The 21,262-nt window shown below is 57.7% G+C and carries 20 protein-coding genes; 12 read left to right on the top strand and 8 right to left on the bottom strand.

The genetic code is table 11. The features are described 5' to 3' along the window. Position 1 precedes the first annotated feature (1 nt). Positions 2–904, bottom strand: coding sequence for an ABC transporter permease (locus Q2T52_RS13020; RefSeq protein WP_302077163.1), 903 nt, complete (start codon positions 902–904; stop codon positions 2–4). Then, positions 901–1,875, bottom strand: coding sequence for an ABC transporter permease (locus Q2T52_RS13015; RefSeq protein ID WP_302077162.1), 975 nt, complete (start codon positions 1,873–1,875; stop codon positions 901–903). Before Q2T52_RS13015 ends, Q2T52_RS13020 begins: the two co-directional genes overlap by 4 nt. 198 nt (positions 1,876–2,073) lie before the next feature. On the opposite strand from Q2T52_RS13015, the gene Q2T52_RS13010 reads away from it, so the two are divergent. Further along, entirely contained in the window at positions 2,074–2,961 is an 888-nt protein-coding gene (locus Q2T52_RS13010) for a LysR family transcriptional regulator (protein ID WP_302077161.1), read from the top strand. 63 nt (positions 2,962–3,024) lie between these two features. Here Q2T52_RS13010 and Q2T52_RS13005 read toward each other — a convergent pair whose 3' ends face one another. Together Q2T52_RS13005 and Q2T52_RS13000 are read right to left on the bottom strand one after the other, a co-directional pair. Continuing rightward, on the bottom strand, positions 3,025–3,384 hold the full coding sequence (locus Q2T52_RS13005; protein WP_302077160.1) for a hypothetical protein: 360 nt from the start codon (positions 3,382–3,384) through the stop codon (positions 3,025–3,027). Positions 3,385–3,393: 9 nt separating this feature from the next. Then, complete coding sequence (locus Q2T52_RS13000) at positions 3,394–4,038, bottom strand: hydrolase (RefSeq protein WP_302077159.1); 645 nt, start codon at positions 4,036–4,038, stop codon at positions 3,394–3,396. Positions 4,039–4,300: 262 nt separating this feature from the next. Between Q2T52_RS13000 and Q2T52_RS12995 the strand changes: the two genes are divergently transcribed. Next, positions 4,301–5,281 (top strand): alpha/beta fold hydrolase, encoded by a 981-nt coding sequence (locus tag Q2T52_RS12995; RefSeq protein WP_302077158.1) that lies wholly within the window; start codon positions 4,301–4,303, stop codon positions 5,279–5,281. A gap of 62 nt (positions 5,282–5,343) precedes the next feature. Here Q2T52_RS12995 and Q2T52_RS12990 read toward each other — a convergent pair whose 3' ends face one another. Further along, on the bottom strand, positions 5,344–6,288 hold the full coding sequence (locus tag Q2T52_RS12990; RefSeq protein ID WP_302077157.1) for a 2-hydroxyacid dehydrogenase: 945 nt from the start codon (positions 6,286–6,288) through the stop codon (positions 5,344–5,346). 129 nt (positions 6,289–6,417) lie between these two features. On the opposite strand from Q2T52_RS12990, the gene Q2T52_RS12985 reads away from it, so the two are divergent. After that, complete coding sequence (locus Q2T52_RS12985) at positions 6,418–7,272, top strand: D-amino-acid transaminase (protein WP_302077156.1); 855 nt, start codon at positions 6,418–6,420, stop codon at positions 7,270–7,272. Between the two features lies 1 nt (position 7,273). Here the strand turns inward: Q2T52_RS12985 and Q2T52_RS12980 are convergent, their stop codons facing one another. Beyond that, positions 7,274–7,750, bottom strand: coding sequence for a MarR family winged helix-turn-helix transcriptional regulator (locus tag Q2T52_RS12980; RefSeq protein ID WP_302077155.1), 477 nt, complete (start codon positions 7,748–7,750; stop codon positions 7,274–7,276). 462 nt (positions 7,751–8,212) lie between these two features. Here Q2T52_RS12980 and Q2T52_RS12975 point away from each other — a divergent pair, with 462 nt between their 5' ends. From Q2T52_RS12975 to repB, 5 genes are all read left to right on the top strand, one after another. Then, positions 8,213–9,787 carry an AMP-binding protein gene (locus tag Q2T52_RS12975; RefSeq protein ID WP_436799537.1) on the top strand — a complete coding sequence of 525 codons (1,575 nt, stop codon included), beginning with the start codon at positions 8,213–8,215 and terminating at the stop codon, positions 9,785–9,787. A gap of 36 nt (positions 9,788–9,823) precedes the next feature. Beyond that, entirely contained in the window at positions 9,824–10,657 is an 834-nt protein-coding gene (locus Q2T52_RS12970) for a p-hydroxycinnamoyl CoA hydratase/lyase (RefSeq protein ID WP_302077153.1), read from the top strand. Between the two features lie 149 nt (positions 10,658–10,806). After that, positions 10,807–12,015, top strand: a complete 1,209-nt coding sequence (gene mhpT, locus Q2T52_RS12965) for a 3-(3-hydroxy-phenyl)propionate transporter MhpT (protein ID WP_302077152.1) — start codon at positions 10,807–10,809, stop codon at positions 12,013–12,015. Positions 12,016–12,222: 207 nt separating this feature from the next. Then, entirely contained in the window at positions 12,223–13,452 is a 1,230-nt protein-coding gene (gene repA / locus Q2T52_RS12960; protein ID WP_302077151.1) for a plasmid partitioning protein RepA, read from the top strand. A gap of 10 nt (positions 13,453–13,462) precedes the next feature. Continuing rightward, positions 13,463–14,515, top strand: a complete 1,053-nt coding sequence (gene repB / locus Q2T52_RS12955; protein ID WP_302077150.1) for a plasmid partitioning protein RepB — start codon at positions 13,463–13,465, stop codon at positions 14,513–14,515. On the opposite strand, the gene Q2T52_RS12950 is transcribed toward repB, so the two are convergent. Next, entirely contained in the window at positions 14,516–16,015 is a 1,500-nt protein-coding gene (locus tag Q2T52_RS12950) for a globin-coupled sensor protein (RefSeq protein WP_302077290.1), read from the bottom strand. It lies immediately after the preceding gene. Between the two features lie 245 nt (positions 16,016–16,260). On the opposite strand from Q2T52_RS12950, the gene Q2T52_RS12945 reads away from it, so the two are divergent. The 4 genes from Q2T52_RS12945 (at position 16,261) to Q2T52_RS12930 (ending at position 20,984) form a co-directional block, all read left to right on the top strand. After that, positions 16,261–16,992, top strand: coding sequence for a helix-turn-helix transcriptional regulator (locus Q2T52_RS12945; RefSeq protein ID WP_302077149.1), 732 nt, complete (start codon positions 16,261–16,263; stop codon positions 16,990–16,992). Between the two features lie 216 nt (positions 16,993–17,208). Next, positions 17,209–19,407 carry an ATP-binding protein gene (locus Q2T52_RS12940; protein WP_302077148.1) on the top strand — a complete coding sequence of 733 codons (2,199 nt, stop codon included), beginning with the start codon at positions 17,209–17,211 and terminating at the stop codon, positions 19,405–19,407. Continuing rightward, on the top strand, positions 19,400–19,858 hold the full coding sequence (locus Q2T52_RS12935; RefSeq protein WP_302077289.1) for a response regulator: 459 nt from the start codon (positions 19,400–19,402) through the stop codon (positions 19,856–19,858). Before Q2T52_RS12940 ends, Q2T52_RS12935 begins: the two co-directional genes overlap by 8 nt. Beyond that, entirely contained in the window at positions 19,845–20,984 is a 1,140-nt protein-coding gene (locus tag Q2T52_RS12930; RefSeq protein WP_302077147.1) for a sensor histidine kinase, read from the top strand. Before Q2T52_RS12935 ends, Q2T52_RS12930 begins: the two co-directional genes overlap by 14 nt. Here Q2T52_RS12930 and Q2T52_RS12925 read toward each other — a convergent pair. Further along, entirely contained in the window at positions 20,883–21,224 is a 342-nt protein-coding gene (locus Q2T52_RS12925; RefSeq protein ID WP_302077146.1) for a response regulator, read from the bottom strand. The two genes, Q2T52_RS12930 and Q2T52_RS12925, sit on opposite strands and share 102 nt — an antisense overlap. Positions 21,225–21,262: the final 38 nt, after the last annotated feature.

The following is a 21,262-nucleotide window of genomic DNA, read 5'->3' as shown; positions in this document are numbered from 1 at the left end:
CTTACCTCTCGCCCAGGCGGGGATTGAGAATTTCTCGGCAACGATCCCCGGTGATGTTGATGGAAAAGACAAGCGTGAGAAGAAGCAGGCCCGGATAGACGCTGATCCAGTATTCACCCGACATCAGCACCTGATAGCCATTGGCGATCAGCAGGCCGAGCGACGGCTGGGTGATGGGCAGGCCGATGCCGAGGAAGGACAGCGTGGCCTCCGCCGAGATGGCGTTTGCCACCTGCAGCATGCCGATGACAATCAGCGGCGGCAGGCAATTGGGCAAGAGGTGTCCGAGCAGGATGCGCGGCGTGCTGATGCCGAGCGTGACGGCGGCCTCGATGTAATCCTTGTTCTTCTCGACAAGGGCGGCGCTGCGCACGGCGCGGGCGAAGGTGGCCCACTGCACGAGAACCAGCGCGAAAACCACTTTCCACAGCCCTTGGCCCAGAAGCGCCAGCAGCATCAGTGCCACCAGAATGGTCGGCAGCCCGAGCATCAGGTCCACCACGCGCATGATCAGCGCGTCGATGCGGCCACCATAATAGGCGGCGATGAGGCCGAGAACCGTGCCGACGATGAGGGCGACGATGCCGGAGAAGAGGCCGACGCCAAGGCTGGTGCGCAGGCCGTAGATCATGGCGGACAACATGTCGCGCCCCTGGCCGTCGGTGCCAAGCCAGTAGGTCAGGCCGTCCATGCTCTGGGAACCCGGCGGCAGTTTCGCATCCAGAATATCGAGAACGGCGAGATCATAGGGGTTCTGCGGTGTCAGTAACGGACCAAGCACGGCCGTCAGCAGAAGGATCAGGCAGATGATGCCGCCGAATAGCGCCTTGGGGCTGGAGGCAATGCCGCGCAGCAGGCGAGCGGAAAGCGCGTCTTCGCGGCTGAGGAAGGAGAGGGCGCTCATGACTGGTCTCCCAGGCGAACGCGCGGATCGATCAGCGAGTAGAGGATGTCGACCGCGAAGTTGATGAGGATGAACAGGCTGACGATGACCAGCAGGTAGGCGACCACAACAGGGCGATCGAGCCGCATGATGCTGTCGATCAGGAGCTTGCCGATGCCCGGCCAGGCAAAGATGGTTTCCGTGACGACGGCAAAGGCCAGCATGCTGCCAAGCTCCATGCCGATGACGGTGATCAGCGGGATCAGGATGTTCTTCAGCACATGCACGAAAACGATGCGGCGCTCGGAAATGCCCTTGGCGCGGGCGAATTTGACGAAATCGAGCGGCATAGTTTCACGCACGCCGGTCCGCGTCAGACGGATCACCAGCGACAGCTTGAAGAGAGAAAGGTTGATGGCCGGCAGGATGAGGTGCTTCAAGCCGTCCAGCGTGAACAGGCTGGAATGGATGCCGAGAAAGCTACCCATCTCGCCACGGCCGGTGGACGGCAGCCAGCCGAGCCAGACGGAAAAGATCATGATCAGCATCATGCCCTGCCAGAAGCCCGGCAGCGAGAAGCCGAGGATCGAGCCAGTCATGATCGCCTCATCCGTCACGCTGTTCGGCTTCAGGCCGGAGATCAGGCCAAGCGGAATGCCGAGGGCAAGCGCGAAGACAAGACCCGTGAGCGTCAGTTCCAGCGTGGCCGGCAGGCGCTCGAAAATCAGTGTGATGGTCGGCTTGTTAAAGACGAAGGAGCGGCCGAGGTCGCCATGCAGGGCATTCCAGCAAAAGGTGAAGAATTGCTGCCAGAGCGGGCGATCGAGGCCGAGCGACAGGATGACCTGCGCACGCTCGGCGGGGCTTGCATCATGAGAAATCAGCATTTCGATCGGATCGCCGATTGCATAGACCCCGAGGAACACGATCAGTGCCGTGACCACCAGGACGGCGATGCTCTGCATCAGCCGGCGGATAACGAAAACACTCACGTGCTCAATCCCCGATCCCGGGGAACGGACAGATGATCATGATTGGAAACCCCTCGTTCTTGTTTATGCCCTGGACGATAGCGGGCTTTTTACTCCGCACAATCTTATGCGTGTGTGGCATCAGGCTATGCGTTTTGCGCGGCTTCTGGTGCAACTGCAAAGGCTTGCCTTAATTGCGCAGTCGCATAGGGTAAACGTATGAATCTCAAGCATCTCGAAATCTTCAAGGCAGTCCTGGAAACCGGCTCGACGATTGCGGCGTCGACGCAGCTTGGCCTGTCACAATCTGCCATCAGTCGCCAACTGGCGGCGCTTGAAGAGGAGATCGGCCGCGAACTCTTCGTGCGGGAAAAGGGTCGGCTTCGTCCACGCCCGGAAGCGCATCTTCTCGTTGGGGAAATAGAAGAGGTGTCGCAAAGCATCGCGAAGCTGAAAACGAAGATCGGCGATCTGCGTACCGGCGTGTTTGGCGAGGCCTTGATTCGTGTTGCGTTTCCTCACAGCCTTTCGACAACAATGCTGCCGCCCATCGTTGCGGAGTTCAAGAAACTGCATCCGCGCGTCACTGTGGAAATTCTCAGTGGACCTTACAGTGCTATCGAGCAAATGGTTCGCGGAAGAATGGCAGATCTCGGCTTTGTTCGCTTTCCGACGGAAGAGCCGGGATTTACGACGAAGCCGCTCTATACGAGTGGCACCACCTGCGTGATGCCAACCAGCCATTCGTTGGCTGCCAAGGATGCGATCGATGTCAATGATCTCGCTCGCAACGACCTGATCCTGCTCGGGCGGCAGCGGATCAACAGAAATGAGTTGGAGCATGAACTTCGCCGCATGGTGCCCACCTATCGGTGCAGCCTGGAAGTTCATTCGGTGGAAACAGCCTGCGCTTGTGCCGCCCGGGGCCTCGGCATTGCTATTGTGCCGACCCTGATTGCCAATTTCTTCCGCAGCGAACAGCTGGTGATGCGGCCCTTCCTGCCGGACAAACGGGCGGAGTATGGGATCATAACTCGCTCCGAAGCGCCGCTTTCCTGGAGCTGCGAAGCCTTTATTGAGGTCATGCGCCGCGAAAGTGAGTTCTAGCAGCTGCCGGCATGCACGTACGGCGCTGATGGGGTTGTCCGTAAGGAGACCGAGGCTGGTGTATTAGACAAAGCCCTCATGCGTTCCAAAGGGAACATCCTCATCGAGATTTCCGGTGCCGATGTCAGGGCTCTCGCCGGACAGATACTCTTCTTCGGCCGTTCGTGGGGTGGTGTGAGGTCGCTTCTGAGGATGACTGCGACGATCCTGTGCCATCGCCTCGTCGCCGCAGAGTTTTGGTTGGTCTTCAGCCTCGTCCTTCCAGCGCGCCTCTTCGTTGCGAAGAGCCAGGTCCTCAGTAATCTGTTCCTGGCGCAAGGCGACCCATGCCCGGTCCGGTTCGGAATCGATGGACGTACTCCAGTCCTTCCTGCTTTCCCGGACGGGGGAAACGGCTTCAATCTTCTCGATCTTGTCGACCATGGAATGTTCCTATCCGGCTGCCGGCGGCGATGCGGGGTGGATCATATCACGCGCGTAGTTGAGGCCAATGCCATATCCGCCTGCATGGTTTTCAACGATGCTACGCGCCTCGGTGTAGGTTTCCCGGTGGGTCCAGTCTCGTTGCAGCTCGAGGAGCACCTGCAGCCAGGAGGTAACGGTAGCACCTGCGGCCTCCATACGCCTGAGCGCAAGCGCATGACTGTCCGGCGTCAGACCGCCGCAGGTATCGGCAATAACGGAAACATCAAAGCCTTCTGCCAAAGCTGACAGAACCGGGAAGCTGACGCAGGCTTCCGTGAGAAGGCCGGATACCAACAGGCGCCTTCGTCCGGTTGCCATCACAGCGGCCTTGGCGGCCTCGTCTTCCCACAAGTTCATGTTGCGCCGTTCGATTGAACGGATGTCTCCGATGGCGGCCTGCACGGCGGGCATCACGGGGCCGCTATAGACGGCGGAGGCAGATGTGGATGCGATGATGGGAAGTTGAAAAAGCTTTGCCGTCCTGGCGAGCGCCACGACATTGTTGAGAAGCGTCTGGCGCGGAATGGATTCCACCCCGAAGGCGAGACCCGCCTGCTGGTCGATGAGAAGAAGCGCGCAATCCGCAGGCGTGATGAGAGGGGATATAGCCATGAAAAGCTCCTGTTCCGGTATGCTGATCTGGCCACCATAGGCCGTCACCCAATAGCGTTCTTGGATGCGCCGGCGGTGTCTTGGCAAATGGTATTGCTGTCCCAGATCTCATTCTCATGAGAGTGGCTGCAGTGCTGTTCAGCAAAATGCTCCAACGACTGTCATGATACCTCAGAATTATCCAAGTGGAGGGAGCTACGCGCAAGAGATGAGGCAGAGAACCGCCTACACCGGACGGGTCTACTCCAGAGGTGCCAACACAATGTCGAACAAACCGTTCCAATTCATGCTGTCGCGCAGACAGACGCTGCTGACCGGCGCCACGCTCTCCACCGCGATGGCCATGCCATCTTTCGCAATTTCCGCAACCGCTCCACTGAAAGCAGAAGGAATTAAAGAAATGACCACCGGATTCGTCGAGACCAAGGACGGCGTACAGATCTTCTACAAGGACTGGGGCCCGAAGGATGCCCAGCCGATCCATTTCCACCATGGCTGGCCGCTGTCGTCCGACGACTGGGATGCCCAGATGCTGTTCTTTGTGCAGCGCGGCTTCCGTGTTGTCGCACACGATCGCCGTGGCCATGGCCGCTCGTCGCAGGTCGCCGATGGACATGATATGGACCACTACGCAGCCGATGCTTCGGCTGTTGTTGAACATCTGAACCTCAAGAACGCCGTTCACATCGGTCATTCCACCGGCGGCGGTGAGGTGGCTCGTTACGTGGCGAAGTTCGGTGAACCGCAGGGCCGCGTTGCCAAGGCGGTTCTCGTGAGTGCCGTTCCGCCGATCATGTTGAAGACTGCATCCAACCCGGGCGGCCTGCCGATCGAAGTATTCGACGGTATCCGCAAGGGCGTCGCGGAAAACCGCGCTCAGCTCTTCCTCGATTTCCCCACGGGCCCCTTCTATGGCTTCAACCGCGATGGCGCGAAGGTCTATCCAGGTGTTATCCAGAATTGGTGGCGTCAGGGCATGATGGGTTCTGCGAAGGCCCATTACGATGGCATCAAGGCTTTCTCCGAAACGGACCAGACCGAAGACCTCAATAAGATCAGCGTTCCGACACTGGTCATGCACGGCGACGACGACCAGGTCGTGCCGATTGCGGACTCTGCCGAACTCTCGGTAAAGCTGCTGAAGAACGGCACCCTCAAGGTTTACAAGGGCTATCCGCACGGCATGCTGACCACGCACGCCGATGTCATCAACCCGGATCTTCTGGCTTTCATCAAGGGGTGACCCAGCCAATCCAACCTGCCGCTGTATCGCGGCGGCAGGTTGTCGCCTTCAGGCCTCCCGGTTTAATAACCGCGTCCGCGATCGACCGTGGCAGGCAGAATGCCTTGCTGTCGCCAGATCTCGATGTTCCGAGCCACGATCTTTGCCGCAGTTGCCGGATTGGTCGGCGCGCTGATATGCGGCAGCACCGTCACCTTGTCGTGCAACCAAAGGGGAGAGGCTTCGTCCAGCGGTTCCTTCTCGAAGACATCAAGAACCGCATGGCTGAGCTGTCCACGGTCCAGCGCCGCGATGAGATCGTCCGTGACCACGACGGCGCCGCGTGCAAAGTTGATGAGCGATGCGCCGGGACGCATGCTATTGAAACGGTCGGCGTCTAAAAGCCCTCGCGTTTCCGCCGTCAGCGGTACCAGGCAGACCACGATATCGCTGGTGGCAAGAAGTGCCCGCAAACCTTCCTCGCCGGTCAGACAGGCGAAGCGTTCATCGCTTTTCGTGCTGCGGCTCCAGCCTTGCACCGAGAATCCGGCATTCAGCAGTCGCTCGGCCGCTTGTGTGCCAAGGGCACCAAGCCCAAGCAGACCAACCGTGGTTTCCCCCGGATGCCGATAGTCAAGTTGCTGCCAGCGGCGCTCGATCTGGCTCTGGCGATAGGCTGGCATGTCGCGCTGCAGGTAGTAGGTCCAGGCCAGCACCGCCTCCGCCATGACCCTTGCCAGTTCCAGATCGACTAGCCGCACGATCGGTGGTGCCGTGCCCCCAAGCTCCATCACCAGCCGCTCGACGCCAGCCCAGAGGCTGTGGATCCAGGAGAGGCCGGGAAGGGCGGCCACATCCGCCGGATCCGGATTGGCAACGATGGCGATTTCCGCCAGTCGTCGCTCTTCCTGCGTCAGGTCGCGGAAGGGAAGGATACGTTCTTCCGGCATGGCGCGCGCGAGAATGTTGAGCCAGGATTGTTCTTCTTCGCGGTCCATGCGGGTCACAAGTGCGATCGGCGGCGGCATGACACATCTCCTGTTTGACGCGCCTTTTGGAACCTGTGACAGAACAGCGTCAAGTCCCGGTTCCGCCCGAATCGGGCTGTCATAGTTCAACCAACTGTTATTTGCAGAAACCGTGTTCGGAGGAGTGCCATGTCCCGCATCGTCTATGTGAATGGTGAGTGGATGCCGGAGGCAGACGCCAAGATTTCCGTCTTCGACCGTGGCTTTCAATTCGCTGATTCGATCTATGAGATCACGGCTGTGCTTGGCGGCAAGCTGATCGACTATCATGGTCATGCCCAACGCCTGTCCCGTTCATTGACGGCGCTCGGCATTCCCGTCCCCGTGAGTGAAGAGCATATGCTGGCGCTCCACCGCCAGGCGATCGCCCGCAACGGGGTGGAAGAGGGGCTGGTCTATCTGCAGGTGTCGCGCGGTGTGCAGGATCGCGACTTCATGTTTGGTGCGGATCTATCGCCGACCTTTGTGATCTTCACACAATCGAAGAAGGTGCTGGATAACCCAAAATGGAAAACCGGCATTTCCGTCATTACCATGCCGGATGGTCGCTGGGTGAACCGCCAGATCAAGACGGTGCAACTCCTCTACTCCTCGCTTGCAAAGATGGAAGCCGCCAAGGCCGGCGCAGATGATGCAATTTTTATCGAAGATGGTTTCATAACCGAGGCCAGTTCTTCGAATGTCCATATCGTGACGCGGGAGGGGACGCTGATCACACGTCAACTTTCAAACGCCCTGCTGCACGGCATTACGCGTGGCTCTATCCTGGATCTCGCGCGCCAGGCCGGCGTGCCGGTGGAAGAAAGGCGCTTCACCCTGGATGAGGCGCGTAATGCTGCGGAAATCTTCATAACCTCCGCTACGGCCTTCGTGATGCCGGTTGTGCGCCTTGATGGCGAACCCGTGGGGGAAGGGGTGCCCGGCCCTGTGTCCGGACGGTTCCTGCAACTTTACATCCAGGACCGCATCGCTACGGCGATCTGAGTCAGGCCGGGATGTCCTGTTCGTAAAGCCTGCGCAGCATGCTGATCAGGCTTTCCCGTTCCTGCGGGGATAGAATGGCACAGAATCGCTCCTCATGCGCATCGATGGCCAGGTGCGCCCGCTTCAGCGTGTCCTGACCCTCAGGTGTGAGACGGAGTTCCTGACGGCGGCGATCTGCCGTTGATGAGCGGCGTTCTATCAGGTTGCGCGCGGTCAACCGTTTCACCATGCCCATCATCGTGGCGCGATCCATCGAAAGTGCATTTGCCACGTCCACCTGCGACGCCCCAGGGTTGGTCGCAATGAGTACCAGCGCGGCCATCTGTTTCTGTGTCAGGTCGAACTCCGCCATGGCCGCGGCAAAGTCGCGATAGAGCGCCACATGCGCCATGCGCAGATGATAGCCGACAATGCTCTTCAGCCAGCCGCGCTCCAATCCTTCGACACTTGTCTCCTCGGCTTCGATCCCGTCGCTCATCGCTTGTCTTTCGCTGCATTCATCGCTCCCGCGCATAGCACGGGTTTCTGCCGTTACCCAAGTCGCCCGGCTGCGCTTATACCAAATGTCGATGATAGAAACCCATTGCGTGGGACCGGAGGCCTTCATCCGACGCGAAGCATACCGGAGAGCGATGCTCCCGCATCGGTCGAGGATTGCGACAAAGGCGGGGAAGGATATCCGGCCCATCCGAAGGACCGGGCGCTTTTGGCCTCCAGGCGTCGTCGAAAATCCGCGCCGGACCGATGGGTCCGACTGTGGTTTTCTCCTCGCCGGAAACCAAAATCGCTCCGGCGCAATCGGTTCCTGTCATCGACACTTGGTATTATTTCCGCAAAGGCGAATGTTTCGCCCCGGCGAAACAACTCTTGCCATTTGATAAAGGAAATTGTATGTGTTGCATACTAATTGGTCGTGGGAGCGGTCAATGGGAGGAGAATTCTGATGCATTCTGGAGTCGACTTGTCGGGCTTTGGTCTCGGCAATTCCTATACGCTTGTGGCTGAAGATCCTGTGGGCTATCGCGCCCAGGTCTCGCCCACGCGCAAAGCCGTGCATGTACTGCCAGGCGGCTATTCTCTGACTTTTCAGGAACTCGACCAACGGATCTCTCGTTGCGCGGCGGTGCTTTATGAGATGTTCCGCTTTCGCGGCGACCATATCCGTGTCGCCAGCCTTGGCCGCAACAGCATCGACCTGCTGGTTCTGGCTTTCGCCTGTCAGCGCATACGTGCCATTTTCGTGCCGTTGAACTGGCGTCTCGGCGCTGCCGAGCTTGAAAGCATCGTAGCCGATTGCGAACCGGAACTGGTGGTGTACGAGCCTGAATTCGAGGCAGTTGGCAAAGCGCTCGGTGCCGCTTCGGCCAAACGTGCCACCATTCCCTTCACGGGCAGTGAAGATAGCCTCGATGCGCGCATTGCCCGCGCGGAGCCAATGAAGCGTCTGAAGGCAGATGCTGATACGCCCAGTGTTCTGCTCTATACCTCGGGCACAACAGGGACGCCCAAAGGCGTTATCCTGACCCGCAAGAACCTCTTCTGCGCTGCGGTCAATTTCTCCTTCGTGGGTGAGGTGGTGCCGGGTTCCGTCACCTTCTGTGATCTGCCCTTTTTCCACACCATTGGGCTCGTGGCGATTGCGCGGACGACACTGATGATGGGCGGTACATTGGTCATCTCCGATCGCTTTGTGCCGGAGCGGACGATCTCCTGCCTGAATGATGACGACCTTGGTATCACCCACTATTTCGCCGTGCCGCAAATGGCCTCCATGCTGCGCGATCATCCGGGCTTTGCGCCGGAGCGGATGCGACGCCTGAAAGCGATCTTTATCGGAGGCGCGCCTCTGCCGCCGCCTTTGGTGGAAGCCTACCTGAAGGACGGCATCGCGCTGGTGAATGGCTACGGCATGAGCGAAGCGGGTACTGTCATGCACATGCCGCTGGATGAGCTGGCTATTGCCACCCGTCACGGAAGCGTCGGTTTCCCAGCGCCCTTGATTGAGGTCCGTATCTCCAGGGATACGGGTGAGGAAGCAGAGGTGGATGAAGTCGGCGAGCTGTGGATTCGCGGGCCGTCGGTATCGCCTGGCTACTGGAACAAGCCGGAACTAACCCAAGCGGCCTTTACCGATGGCTGGTTCCGCACGGGCGACATGGCAAGGCGCGACTCTGACGGTTTCTACATGCTCGCCGATCGCCTGAAGGACATGTATATCAGTGGTGGCGAAAACGTATATCCGGCGGAAGTCGAGGCTGTCATTGCGGGCCATTCCGATGTGGCCGAAGTGGCTGTCATAGGCGTGGCGGATGACCGCTGGGGCGAGACGGGTGCGGCCTTCGTGGTCTCGCGCGGTGGTTCTTCCGTCGACCCCGCCCAGTTGCAGGCCTTGTGCAAAGCGCGCCTCGCGACCTTCAAGTGCCCAAGCCATATCCTGATTGTCGACAGCATACCCAGAAACGCAGCGGGCAAGCCGCTCAAGCACGTGTTGCGCCAGAACTGGCGCGCCGCCTGATTGGATTTGATTGAGAGCTTAGGAAAGAGATACACCATGAGCAATGCAGCAGAAAGCAGCACTTCACCCGTCCTCGTCGAATTTGATGGGCGGATCGCCTTCGTCACTCTGAACCGCCCGGAAAAGCGCAATGCCATGAACCCGACGCTGAACAAGCGCATGTTGGAGGTTCTGGATGAGCTTGAGGGAGATGACCGTTGCGGCGTTCTCGTTCTCCGCGGCGCGGGCGCATCCTGGTCCGCCGGCATGGACCTCAAGGAATACTTCCGCGACAATGACGGCAAGCCGCGCGACGCCACGCTCAAGGCGCGCCGCCAATCAGGCGGCTGGTGGGGCCGCCTGATGTATTTCGAAAAGCCGACCATCGCCATGGTCAACGGCTGGTGCTTCGGTGGCGCCTTCACGCCGCTCGTGTCCTGCGATCTGGCTGTTGCGGCGGACGAGGCGACGTTCGGTCTCTCGGAGATCAACTGGGGCATCCTGCCCGGCGGCAACGTCACTCGTGCCGTCGCCGAGGTCATGAACCATCGGGACTCGCTCTATTACATCATGACCGGCGAAACTTTCGGTGGTCAGAAGGCGCGTGAAATGGGCCTCGTCAACGAATCCGTGCCGCTGGCCGAGCTGGAGGCGCGCGTTCGCAAGATCTGCGAGAGCCTGCTCGAAAAGAACCCGGTCACGCTCAAGGCTGCGAAGGATACGTTCAAGCGTGTGCGCAACATGCCATGGGATCTGGCGGACGATTACATTTACGCAAAGCTCGAGCAGATGCTCTTCCTCGATCAGACCCGTGGGCGCGACGAGGGGCTGAAGCAGTTCCTTGATGACAAGACCTATCGCCCGGGTCTCGGAGCTTACAAGCGCGCCTGATCGCGCCGGGGCCGGGACACCCAAGCATCCCGGCCCTCGACTGCTTATAAGGGCGGCGCGGCGAGTATCGCAGCCCGTCTGAATCATTTGGAATACCCGTCGCGCTGATTGAGTGCGGCGGCGCACGCAGATTTCGTGGGAGGGAAATCATGTCTGCAGACGTTTCGCATGCTACATCACGCAAGATCCTATCCATTGCTTTTCTGGCGGCCATCATCGAGGGTTTTGACCTTCAGGCAGCGGGTGTTGCCGCGCCAAAGCTGGCGCCCGCCTTCGGGCTGACCCCACCACAAATTGGCATCTTTTTTTCTGCAGCCACGATTGCTCTCATCTTTGGTGCCCTCTTGGGCGGGATGTTTGCAGATCGCTATGGCCGTAGGGCAGGTCTGGCCGCCTCGTTGCTGTTGTTTGGCGTGTTCTCGCTCGCCACAAGCTTTGCGGGAAGCTTTGAAGCGCTGATCGTCATCAGGTTTCTGACCGGCGTGGGGCTGGGAGGTGCGCTTCCTAATCTTGTCAGCATTGCCGCAGAGGCGACAACACCCGAGAAGCGCGGACAGGCCGTGTCCATCATGTATGCGGGCGTGCCACTGGGCGGAGCTGTTGCCAGTTTCGTCGCCATGGCCGGGCTTCATGATGACTGGAAGAGCATTTTTATCGCAGGCGGCATTTTGCCGATCCTGCTCATTATCCCGCTGATGACGATGCTGCCACCGTTGCGGGTGACGCAACCTGCCATTAGTGGTTCCGGAAACCGCTGGCGGGATCTCTTTGCGCCCGGTTCACTCCTTCCTACCTTATTACTTTGGGTTGGATTCTTCTTCGGTCTGCTGATCGTCTATCTCTTGATCAACTGGCTGCCGGCTCTGATGGTATCCAAGGGGATTGATCGTACCAGCGCAGCTCTGATCCAGATCCTGTTCAATATCGGCAGCGCCGCCGGAAGCCTCATTGCCGGCCGTCTCCTAGATGGAGAAAAGAAAGCCCTCAGCGCCGGTCTTTGCTTCTCGTTCCTGATCGTTTCACTGGTATTGCTGGGCAACGCCCCTGCAAATGTGTGGGTCACTGCCATTGCAGCCACCATGGTCGGTGGTGGTTTGCTTGGTGCACAGGCCATTTTGTATGGGATCGCCCCTCAGTGTTACCCGGCACATGTGCGTGGCACGGGTGTGGGCTTTGCCATTGCTGCCGGTCGATTGGGATCGGTTGCAGGCCCATTGCTGGCCGGTGGTCTCGTGGCGGCAGGACGCTCGCCCTCTGAAGTGCTGATGGCCATCGTGCCGGTTGCGATCTTCAGCGGCGTTGCCACCGTTCTCCTTCTGGTGCTTCGTCGCCGATCCCCGGCTGTTGCGCTGGCCTGACGTCATCTTCGATAGGGGTTCCAGGCGGGTGCACTGGCTTGTGCGCCCGCCTCTTGCTGCATTGTGGTAACGGAACTTAACTGCGAACGTGAATTGACGAAGCGTGCGCGACAATGTCATATTGTAACGGTGATTTGCGGATTTGTGAAATTTTTCCGTATATCGGATTAATCTCGTTATTGTTTGGCGGATGCAGAGGTCGTTGTCATGGCTGTGAGTGAAAATTTGAAGCCATCCGCTGATGTTGCGATCGCGGCGGATGCGCGGGCGCTTTCCGAACAGTTGAAGGCGATGCGGGAGCGGCTCTTTCCGCCTGCGGCCAGCAAATCCTTGCGAGCGTTTTCCTCGGGCGAAGCTGCCAAACTGATTGGCGTATCCGATGGGTATTTGCGCCAGTTGTCGCTTGCCGGCGAAGGCCCGCAGCCTGAAACAGGCAATGGCGGGCGCCGCTTCTATACGCTCACGGACATTAATGCGCTCCGCAGCCATCTGGCTGAACAGGCTCTTGCCAAGGGTAATGTTGCAAAGGCACGCAGTTACCTGCCGCGCCGCAGTGCATCTGGGGCAGAGCACCTTCAGATCATATCTGTCACCAACTTCAAAGGTGGTTCCGGCAAGACGACATCTGCGGCGCATCTGGCGCAATATCTTGCGCTGACCGGTCACCGCGTGCTGGCCGTGGATCTCGATCCACAGGCTTCTCTCTCGGCATTGTTTGGCTATCAACCAGAATTGGATCTTACGGGCAATGACACGCTGTATGGCGCAATCCGCTATGATGAAAGCGCGCGTCCGCTGTCGGATATCATTCGCGGAAGCTATTTTCCGGGGCTGGATCTGGTTCCAGGGAATATCGAACTGCAGGAGTTCGAACACGAGACGCCGCAGGCGCTGGCAAGGCGCCAGAGCGGTCAGGACGCTGGCTCCGTCTTTTTCGCCCGAATTCAGGAGGCCCTTCAGAGTGTCGCGGACAACTATGATGTCGTGGTCATCGATTGCCCGCCACAACTGGGCTATCTGACACTATCGGCCCTATGTGCGTCGACATCCGTTATTGTCACAGTGCATCCGCAAATGCTGGATGTCGCCTCAATGAACCAGTTCCTGTTCATGACGTCGGATCTCCTTTCCGTTGTGCGCGAGGCTGGTGGTAGCTTGAACTTCGACTTCTTGCGCTATCTGGTGACGCGTTTCGAACCGAATGATGGGCCGCAGGCGCAGATCGTCGGATTCATGCGCTCGCTGTTTGGCGATCGCGTACTGACCGCGCCCATGCTGAAATCCACTGCAGTATCGGACGCAGGGCTGACAAAGCAGACCTTGTACGAGGTCGGGCGCGAGAATTTCACACGCTCCACCTATGATCGCGCATTGGAAGCAATGAACGCGGTGAATGGTGAAATCGAGACACTGATTCACGCCGCATGGGGCTGGTGACGGGAGAGGGATGATGGCAGGCAATCGGAAGGATGAGTTGAAGGCGCTGTTCGCCGGTGGACTTGCGCCTTCGCCGGGCTCTGTTCCCGCCAAACCAGCACACGCTGCTTCGTCGGAAGCTGTGCAGCAAGCTCCTGCTGCTCGCAGCGCATCTGGTGCTGTCAAGGCGATGGGCCTGACCCTCGGCTCCATGACGCGGGATGCGGAAGAAGCACGTCTGTTGCGTCAGGCACTTCAGGACGGCGAGCGGGTCATTGCCATTGCGCCTGATAAAATCGAGGCGTCCTTTATCGAAGATCGTATTCGCCTTGCGGATCAGGAAGATGAAGATTTCGAGGTTCTGACGGAAAGCATGCGCGAGAGCGGGCAGCAGGTGCCGGTGCTTTTGCGTCCGCATCCTGAAAAGCCCGGCTATTATCAAACCGCCTATGGTCATCGTCGTATTCGTGCGGCAACCAAACTTGGTATAGACGTCAGGGCAATTGTGCGCCCCTTGACCGACGATGAACTCGTTCTTGCGCAGGGTAAGGAAAATGCGGAAAGGCGCAATCTCTCCTTCATCGAACGCGCCATTTTTGCCCGCAACCTTGCCGCTCGAGGGTTTGAACGCAAGGTGATTGGCGAGGCACTCTCCGTCCAGAAGAGTGAACTTTCGCGCCTAATGCAGGTCGTCGAGGCCGTACCTGAGCGGTTCATCCGGCTGATCGGCTCTGCGCCGAAAGCAGGGCGTGATCGCTGGATGAAGCTGGGCGAGTTGCTGCAGGTAGCCGATCAGCTGGCGCGTGCCGAGCGTGACGTTGATACGGAAGCGTTTCGCCTGGCAGGCAGTGATGAACGTTTCCAGATGCTGTTCGACAGCCTGTCGCGGCTGCCAAAGGTGGATGCCAAACCCTCTGCCACGTTGAAGGGCTCAAATGGCGAGGTATTTGCAAAAATCCGGCGTGAAGGGCGCACGACGAAAATCGAATTCGCGGTCGGCCTCGAAAACGCATTTATCGATGAGGCTTTGTCCGCACTCGTTCAAAGCTTCGATCGCTTCAGCAGCAAAAACGGCAAGGCTTGATCAGCCGCTTCTCCGATAGCCGGTGGATGTGCCCGAGACGGATGTGCCGGTCCTGAATCGGCTCAGCAGCGACGATAAGTTCGTGCTGATAGCCATCAGATTTTGCGTGGAGGCATTGGTCTCCTCCATAAGGGCGGCATTACGCTGCGTATTCTGATCCATGCTGCGAATGGCGGTATTGATCTCATCAATGCCGGTCGATTGTTCTCGCGCGGAGTGGGCGATAGAGTTGATATGCTCATTGATCGCCTTTACCCGATCGCCAATCCCCACCAGTGCGTCCCCAGTGCGGTTGACCAGTTCAACGCCGCGATTGACATCGGCCGTGGACCGGTTGATCAACTCCTTGATTTCCTTAGCTGCGGCGGCGGAGCGTTGAGCGAGTTCGCGAACTTCCTGTGCGACCACGGCAAATCCCTTGCCCTGTTCTCCAGCGCGTGCCGCTTCCACTCCAGCGTTCAATGCTAGGAGGTTGGTCTGGAAGGCGATCTCATCGATGACGCCGATGATCTGGTTCATCTTCTGAGACGATTGCTCGATGTCTCCCATCGCCTCGATAGCCTGCTGAACCACCTCTCCAGATCTCACGGTTTCATTCGCCGAGTCCTGCACAATATTCTGGACGTCACTGGTACGCTTCGAAGATGCTGCGGAGATTGTCGTGATTTCTTCCAGTGCGGCTGCGGTCTGTTCCAGCGCAGAGGCCTGCTGTTCCGCCCGCTTGGCCATATCTTCTGTGGCGCTCGAGATGTTTCCAACCTCGCCGTTCACCTGCTCGACTGCGTTGGTTACCTCTTGGAGGGCTCGGTTCAATTCGACGACGGACGCGTTGTAATTGTCTTTGATGGCACCAAATTCCGGGGAAAGCGCGTCCTGAATATGTGATGTCAGGTCGCGGGCGGCAAGCTTGGCGAGTGCCGAACCCAAAGCGTCAAGCGCGACTTGCTGTTCTGCCGATGCCTTGGCTTTGTCTGCTTCCACCTTTCGTCTTTCGTCCGCCAAAGCGTCAAGATAGACTGAGATTGCGTAGTCCATATCCAGAAGCGCTGCCTTCACCAGAACAGACAAGCGATCCTGGAGTGCAGCTGCCTTGCTCCGATGCAGGAAGCCCTTCAATTCGGACGCCACGACATCTTTGATGATGCCTTCGAGGATGAGTGCATAACCGCCGATATACCATCTGGGCTCCAGGCCAAGCCGGGCATGGGTCTTGCCGATCGCACCAACAGCGCTGACATATTCAGCGTTGTAATTTCCGCTGGTAATGGTCTTCCAGTGCTTAACCTGCCGGGATTTGGCGTGTTCGACATGGGCCTCATTAGAGAAGAAGCTCGATGTGTGCGGGTTTTTTCCCGCCTTGATATAGAAACGGTCTAGGGCTGGGCCGATTGATTCTGCGACGATGGCATGCAATCCAGCGAGCGTCTGCCGTTCCCGGGAACCGATGTCCATAAACGCAAGTCGTTCCTGCAGATCGTCAATCTCACTTTTTGAAGTCATCATTTTGAGCCCCCAGGAGACGGCGCGGCGAATGCTGCGCGTATAGGTGGCGATTATTAGGTGAAATGAATTAATGAGGGATTATTGGATCTGGCGGAAATCGGAATGATCGGTTACAGGTTGTTAATGTTTTTGTCAGAATCAGGTCGCTATCAAGACTTTGAATAAGTCATATTTGTTGCGGTTGTTTACCAAATCGCAAGTTGTAGATCTTAAAAATTGGCAAAATCACTCAGGTATCTGCCATGCTGTCCAGACCCATGTATCGCCGCGCCGACCAGCTTGACGAGTTTGTGGACCTCGCGTCTGTGCCGCGCCACCGCTTTCTCCATAGCAATCCGTTTGTCGAACGGCTACGCCGTTCGGTCTCCTTCGACTATATCATGGTTGGGGGATTGGATATCGATCGATTCCGATTTGGTACGGCTCAATCCGTCGATACCGATTTCCCGCCTGCCTTTTTAGAAGCCTATTACGATGAACGTTTTCATCTGACGGATCCCTATGTTCAAGCTTGCAAAATGGCACAGGGTCCAGTCATCGAAGGCGAAGTGCTCAAGGATACAGTTCTGAACGAGCGACTGGCCTATCTGCTCGATACCTTCAACATCAAAAACCGCACGCTTTTCCCGATACGACGCGGCGACAAAGTATATGGTGGTGTTGGTTTTACCCGCTCGGTGCCTTTTGATCAGGAAGAGATGGAGTTTTTGGGCGCCATTGCTCATGCGACCCATACGGCGATCACCCGTCCACTTATGGAGCGCTTTGCCGCAGCCGCACTCAAGCTATCGTCCGGCGAGATTACCTGTCTGCGCCTCGCCTCGAAAGGGCTCACCAGCGAACAAATCGCAGCAGAAAGCGGTTATCAGGTTGATACCGTGAATACTTATATCAAGAACGCTACGAAGAAGGTTGGCGCCACCAATCGCACTCAGGCAATCGCTGAGGCCATCCGCCGCCATCTGATAGAATAACGCAGCCGCACGATATACGCGAAGGAGGCATTCAGGGTCGTCCGGTTCCTCCCGCGCTGATTATCCTTGTGACGCCATAGCAGCGATGGTTTTTATATTAATTGTTCCTTACTTCCGTTGCGCCTTTCACATCGGTAGCTGATCGTCTATGCTACTTTGACGTTTAGGCAATTCCCTAGCTTACACCATATCGTGATGCGGGAATCGGAGGCGCCTTTGACCGAGACGGATTCGGATCTTGAAGCCTGTGCCCGGGAACCCATCCGTATTCCCGGTGCCATCCAACCGCATGGTGCACTCTTCGTGCTGTCTCCAGCGGATGGAATCGTGCTGCAGATAAGCGCCAATGCGCCCCAATTCTTTTCATCTCCGGTCCGCCCGTCTCACCGTCTTGAGGGTGGGCTCGCTAAGTTGAGTTGCGATCTTCTGAGTTGGTACCCAACGGATGCCCCGAATTATCAGTGTATCCTTCCGGAGCAGGGCCTTGCCATCCTGGCGCATCGCGCTGGCGGGAACATTATCGTTGAAGCGGAGCGCGTTGACGCTCAGTCGCTCGAAGAGACATTTCATCGACTTCGGGCTTTCGTTGGACGTTTGAACGCCCAAGCCGATGTGCGAGGCTCTCTTCAGGCTGCGGCCAATTTCGTTCAGGAATTGACGGATTTCGACCGGGTTCTCGTTTACCGTTTTGACGAGAACTGGGATGGACGGGTTGTGGCTGAAGCCGGCAACGGGCAGCTCCCAAACTATCTTGATTTGCGGTTTCCGAGTTCCGACATCCCCAGCCAAGCCAGGGATCTATATGCTTCAAACCGTCTGCGCATCATTCCCGATATCGATTATACAGCCATTCCGCTCCAACCCGTATTGAACCCGCGAACGGGTGAGCCCCTGGACATGAGCTTCGCCCAGCTGCGAAGCGTATCTCCCGTGCATCTCGAATATATGCGCAACATGGGTACCGCCGCCTCTATGTCCGTCTCGATCATCATCGATGGACGCTTGTGGGGGCTGGTCGCGTGCCATAGCGTTGATCCGCATCTGGTGGCCCGACCCATCCGGGATGCCTGTGACTTCCTTGCGCAGTCCCTCGGCATGCGAATTGCCGCTCTCGAGCGGATAGATGAAGCCGCAAGACACCTTCAACTGTCGCATATCACCAGCCGGCTTCTGGCGGGTATGTCGACCGGTGCGGACTGGGTGGGTGCGCTTGCGGCGATGGGTGACGATCTTTTGGCGCAGGTCAACGCCACGGGAGCGGCAATCATTACGGAGAACACTCTGCATCGCCTGGGGCAATGTCCGCAAGAGATGCTGCTCCGCAGGCTTCTCGATTGGTTGGAGAAGGCAAACGGCGGGGACATGGTTGCGACTGATTCCCTTGCCGTCAAGGAACCGCTGCTTGAGCCTCTGGTTGAGACGGCGAGCGGGATCCTTGCCATCAGGTTGTCCGAATTGCATCCAAGCTGGTTGATCTGGTTCAGGCCAGAAGTGGTTCACACAGTCACCTGGGGTGGTAATCCGCATAAGGTGGTAAGAGAAAGCGGGCGTATCCATCCCCGCAACTCCTTCGCGGCGTGGAGTGAACTCGTCCGATACAAGGCTCGCCCCTGGACGGAAGCGGAACTGACCGCTGCCAAGGACTTGCGCGCTGCCATCGTCGGTATCGTTCTTCGGCAGGCTGAGGAACTGGCAGAACTCACCAATGAGCTGCAGAGGTCGAACAAGGAGCTTGAAGCATTCTCCTATTCCATCTCGCACGATCTGCGGGCCCCATTTCGTCACATCGTCGGCTTCGCTCAGTTGCTGCGTGAACGCGAGCGTAATCTGGACGAGAAATCCCACCACTATCTTGAAACCATATCTGAAGCTGCTGTCGCAGCTGGAAGGCTGGTAGACGATCTCCTGAATTTTTCGCAATTGGGTCGGGCTTCCATAGTTTCCAAGTCTGTAGACATGAACAAGCTTGTAGCGGAAGTCATCCAAAGTGTTTCGGGTGAATTTCAGTCTCGAGCGATAGATTGGAAGGTTGAACCACTCCCCATTGCGTGGGGTGATGCGACATTGTTGCGTCAGGTTTGGTTCAACCTGATCGAAAATGCTGTGAAATATACTGGTAAGCGCGCGATAGCGCGTATTGAAATTTTTGGTAGAGAAGAAAAAAATCAATCAACCTACGTGATTCGGGATAACGGCGTGGGGTTCGATATGGCCTATGTCGGAAAGTTGTTTGGGGTTTTCCAGCGCCTGCAGAGACCCGAAGACTTTGAAGGAACCGGGATTGGATTAGCACTCACCCGGCGCATTGTTGAGAAACATAACGGGAGCATCAGGGCAGAAGGCGAGCTCGATAAGGGAGCGACCTTTACCTTCGCCCTGCCGACCATAGAAAAGAAAGGCCGTGCCATTGCCTGAGTTGCGTCCAATCCTTCTGGTAGAAGATAATCCTCGTGACCTGGAGCTGACGCTTGCGGCCTTGGAAAAGTGCCAGCTCGCGAACGCGATCGTGATTGCACGGGATGGGGCTGAGGCCATGGATTATCTCTACTCACAGGGCGCTTACGAAAAGCGCTCTGGCGGTGATCCGACCGTTGTACTTCTCGATCTTAAATTGCCCAAGATTGATGGTCTTGAGGTTTTGGAGCGTGTCAAGAAAGATAACCTGCTGCGGCATATCCCGATCGTGATGCTGACCTCATCAAGGGAAGAGCAGGATCTGGTGCGCAGCTACGAACTCGGCGTCAATGCCTTCGTGGTGAAGCCGGTTGAATTTTCCGAGTTCTTCAAGGCTATTCAAGACCTCGGTGTCTTTTGGGCACTGCTAAACGAGCCGCCACCAGGACACTCGCGCTATGGTAAAATTTGACTTCAGCAGGCATCTGCCGGCTCGTGTGCTGGTACTGGAAGATAGCGCGCTCGATGCAGAGCTGATCTGCGAGCATCTGAATACCCTGAAGCCGCCGCCCGAGGTGCGACGAGTCGCAACGCGGGGCGAATATCTCAAGGCGCTCGATTCCATGGGTTTCGACGTGATTCTCTCCGACTTCTCTCTTCCCGACTTCGATGGAATGACGGCGTTGGAGATCGCGCATGCGCGTGTGCCGGAAACCCCGTTCATCTTCGTTTCCGGAGTGCTTGGGGAAGAGGCCGCGATTGAATCCTTTCGACGCGGCGCGACGGATTATGTGCTGAAGCAGCGGCTTATCCGATTGCCGGCGGCAGTGGAGCGGGCTCTGTCGGAAGCACATGAGCGCCGGGAATTGAGGCGTGCCGAACACCATCGTGAACTTCTTGTACGTGAGTTGAGCCACCGCGTGAAGAATACGATGGCGATGGTCATGTCTATCGTGCGTCGTACTGCGAAGGGCGCGGATGATGTCGATGCCTATGTTGACAACCTGACCGGGCGCTTGCGTGCGATGGCCGATGCGCATGCTTTGCTGTTTGAGACCAACTGGCGCGAGGCGCAGCTTCAGGATGTCATCCGTCGGACGGTAACGGCCTATATCAGAGATCCAGCGCGCATCGAGGTAGAGCCTGGTCCCGCTATTCGCTTGACGCCCAAAACCGCGCTTGCTCTCAGTATGGTGCTCAACGAACTGCTGACGAATGCCGTCAAGTACGGGGCTTTGGCCCATGAGCGTGGTCGTGTCGCCATTCGCTGGTCCCGCGGCCAGGAAACACCTTCTGGCAGTGATCTTGTGTTGTATTGGTGCGAAATTGATGGGCCGTCCGTGCGCGTACCCAGCAAGAGCGGGTTTGGCACGATCCTGATTCAGCGGACCATTGAATATGAACTCCAGGGCAACGTCACGATCGACTATTCGCCCGCGGGTTTGACCTGTCGTCTCAGCTTCCCGCTGCAGGCTGCAGATGACGACGAAGGCCTTTCAGCCGCCGATGACGTTTTGATGGAATTGGAAGGTCTCGACCATCAAAACGTTCAATTCGTCGGGGCTCCAGGGTTTGGGCAAAAGCGGCAGGAAAGCTAATTTGTCCTTCATGTCGGGAAGGTCAGCATATCCGCTGCAAATGATGACCGGAACACCGCGAGCCTGGAGTGCATCAATGACCGGAAAGGAATATTCGCCTTTGAGGTTGAGATCGACGATTGCACCTGCGAGTTCCGTATGGTGGATTGTTTCCAGTGCTTGGGTGACCCTTCCAAACGGTCCGACGACATAGTAACCCTTCTCCGTCAGATAGTCTTCCATGTCGAGCGCCAGCAGCATGTCATCTTCCAGAAGGAGGATCTTGCGGGGTATATTGG

The organism is Rhizobium oryzicola, from assembly GCF_030504645.1.
GTDB lineage: Bacteria > Pseudomonadota > Alphaproteobacteria > Rhizobiales > Rhizobiaceae > Neorhizobium > Neorhizobium oryzicola.
The sequence above is the reverse complement of the archived record's forward strand: the minus strand, read 5'-3'. Positions and strand labels throughout refer to the sequence as shown.

Coding starts and splice junctions, on each gene's coding strand:
- Q2T52_RS12990 (WP_302077157.1), bottom strand. CDS start 6,288: ATGCCGCCGCCGATCGCACTTGTGACCCGCATGGACCGCGAAGAAGAA.
- Q2T52_RS13000 (WP_302077159.1), bottom strand. CDS start 4,038: ATGGCTATATCCCCTCTCATCACGCCTGCGGATTGCGCGCTTCTTCTC.
- Q2T52_RS12930 (WP_302077147.1), top strand. CDS start 19,845: ATGGTAAAATTTGACTTCAGCAGGCATCTGCCGGCTCGTGTGCTGGTA.
- Q2T52_RS13010 (WP_302077161.1), top strand. CDS start 2,074: ATGAATCTCAAGCATCTCGAAATCTTCAAGGCAGTCCTGGAAACCGGC.
- Q2T52_RS12995 (WP_302077158.1), top strand. CDS start 4,301: ATGTCGAACAAACCGTTCCAATTCATGCTGTCGCGCAGACAGACGCTG.
- Q2T52_RS12945 (WP_302077149.1), top strand. CDS start 16,261: ATGCTGTCCAGACCCATGTATCGCCGCGCCGACCAGCTTGACGAGTTT.
- mhpT (WP_302077152.1), top strand. CDS start 10,807: ATGTCTGCAGACGTTTCGCATGCTACATCACGCAAGATCCTATCCATT.
- Q2T52_RS12980 (WP_302077155.1), bottom strand. CDS start 7,750: ATGAGCGACGGGATCGAAGCCGAGGAGACAAGTGTCGAAGGATTGGAG.
- repB (WP_302077150.1), top strand. CDS start 13,463: ATGATGGCAGGCAATCGGAAGGATGAGTTGAAGGCGCTGTTCGCCGGT.
- Q2T52_RS12925 (WP_302077146.1), bottom strand. CDS start 21,224: ATGCTGCTGGCGCTCGACATGGAAGACTATCTGACGGAGAAGGGTTAC.
- Q2T52_RS13020 (WP_302077163.1), bottom strand. CDS start 904: ATGAGCGCCCTCTCCTTCCTCAGCCGCGAAGACGCGCTTTCCGCTCGC.
- Q2T52_RS12950 (WP_302077290.1), bottom strand. CDS start 16,015: ATGACTTCAAAAAGTGAGATTGACGATCTGCAGGAACGACTTGCGTTT.
- repA (WP_302077151.1), top strand. CDS start 12,223: ATGGCTGTGAGTGAAAATTTGAAGCCATCCGCTGATGTTGCGATCGCG.
- Q2T52_RS12985 (WP_302077156.1), top strand. CDS start 6,418: ATGTCCCGCATCGTCTATGTGAATGGTGAGTGGATGCCGGAGGCAGAC.
- Q2T52_RS13005 (WP_302077160.1), bottom strand. CDS start 3,384: ATGGTCGACAAGATCGAGAAGATTGAAGCCGTTTCCCCCGTCCGGGAA.
- Q2T52_RS12970 (WP_302077153.1), top strand. CDS start 9,824: ATGAGCAATGCAGCAGAAAGCAGCACTTCACCCGTCCTCGTCGAATTT.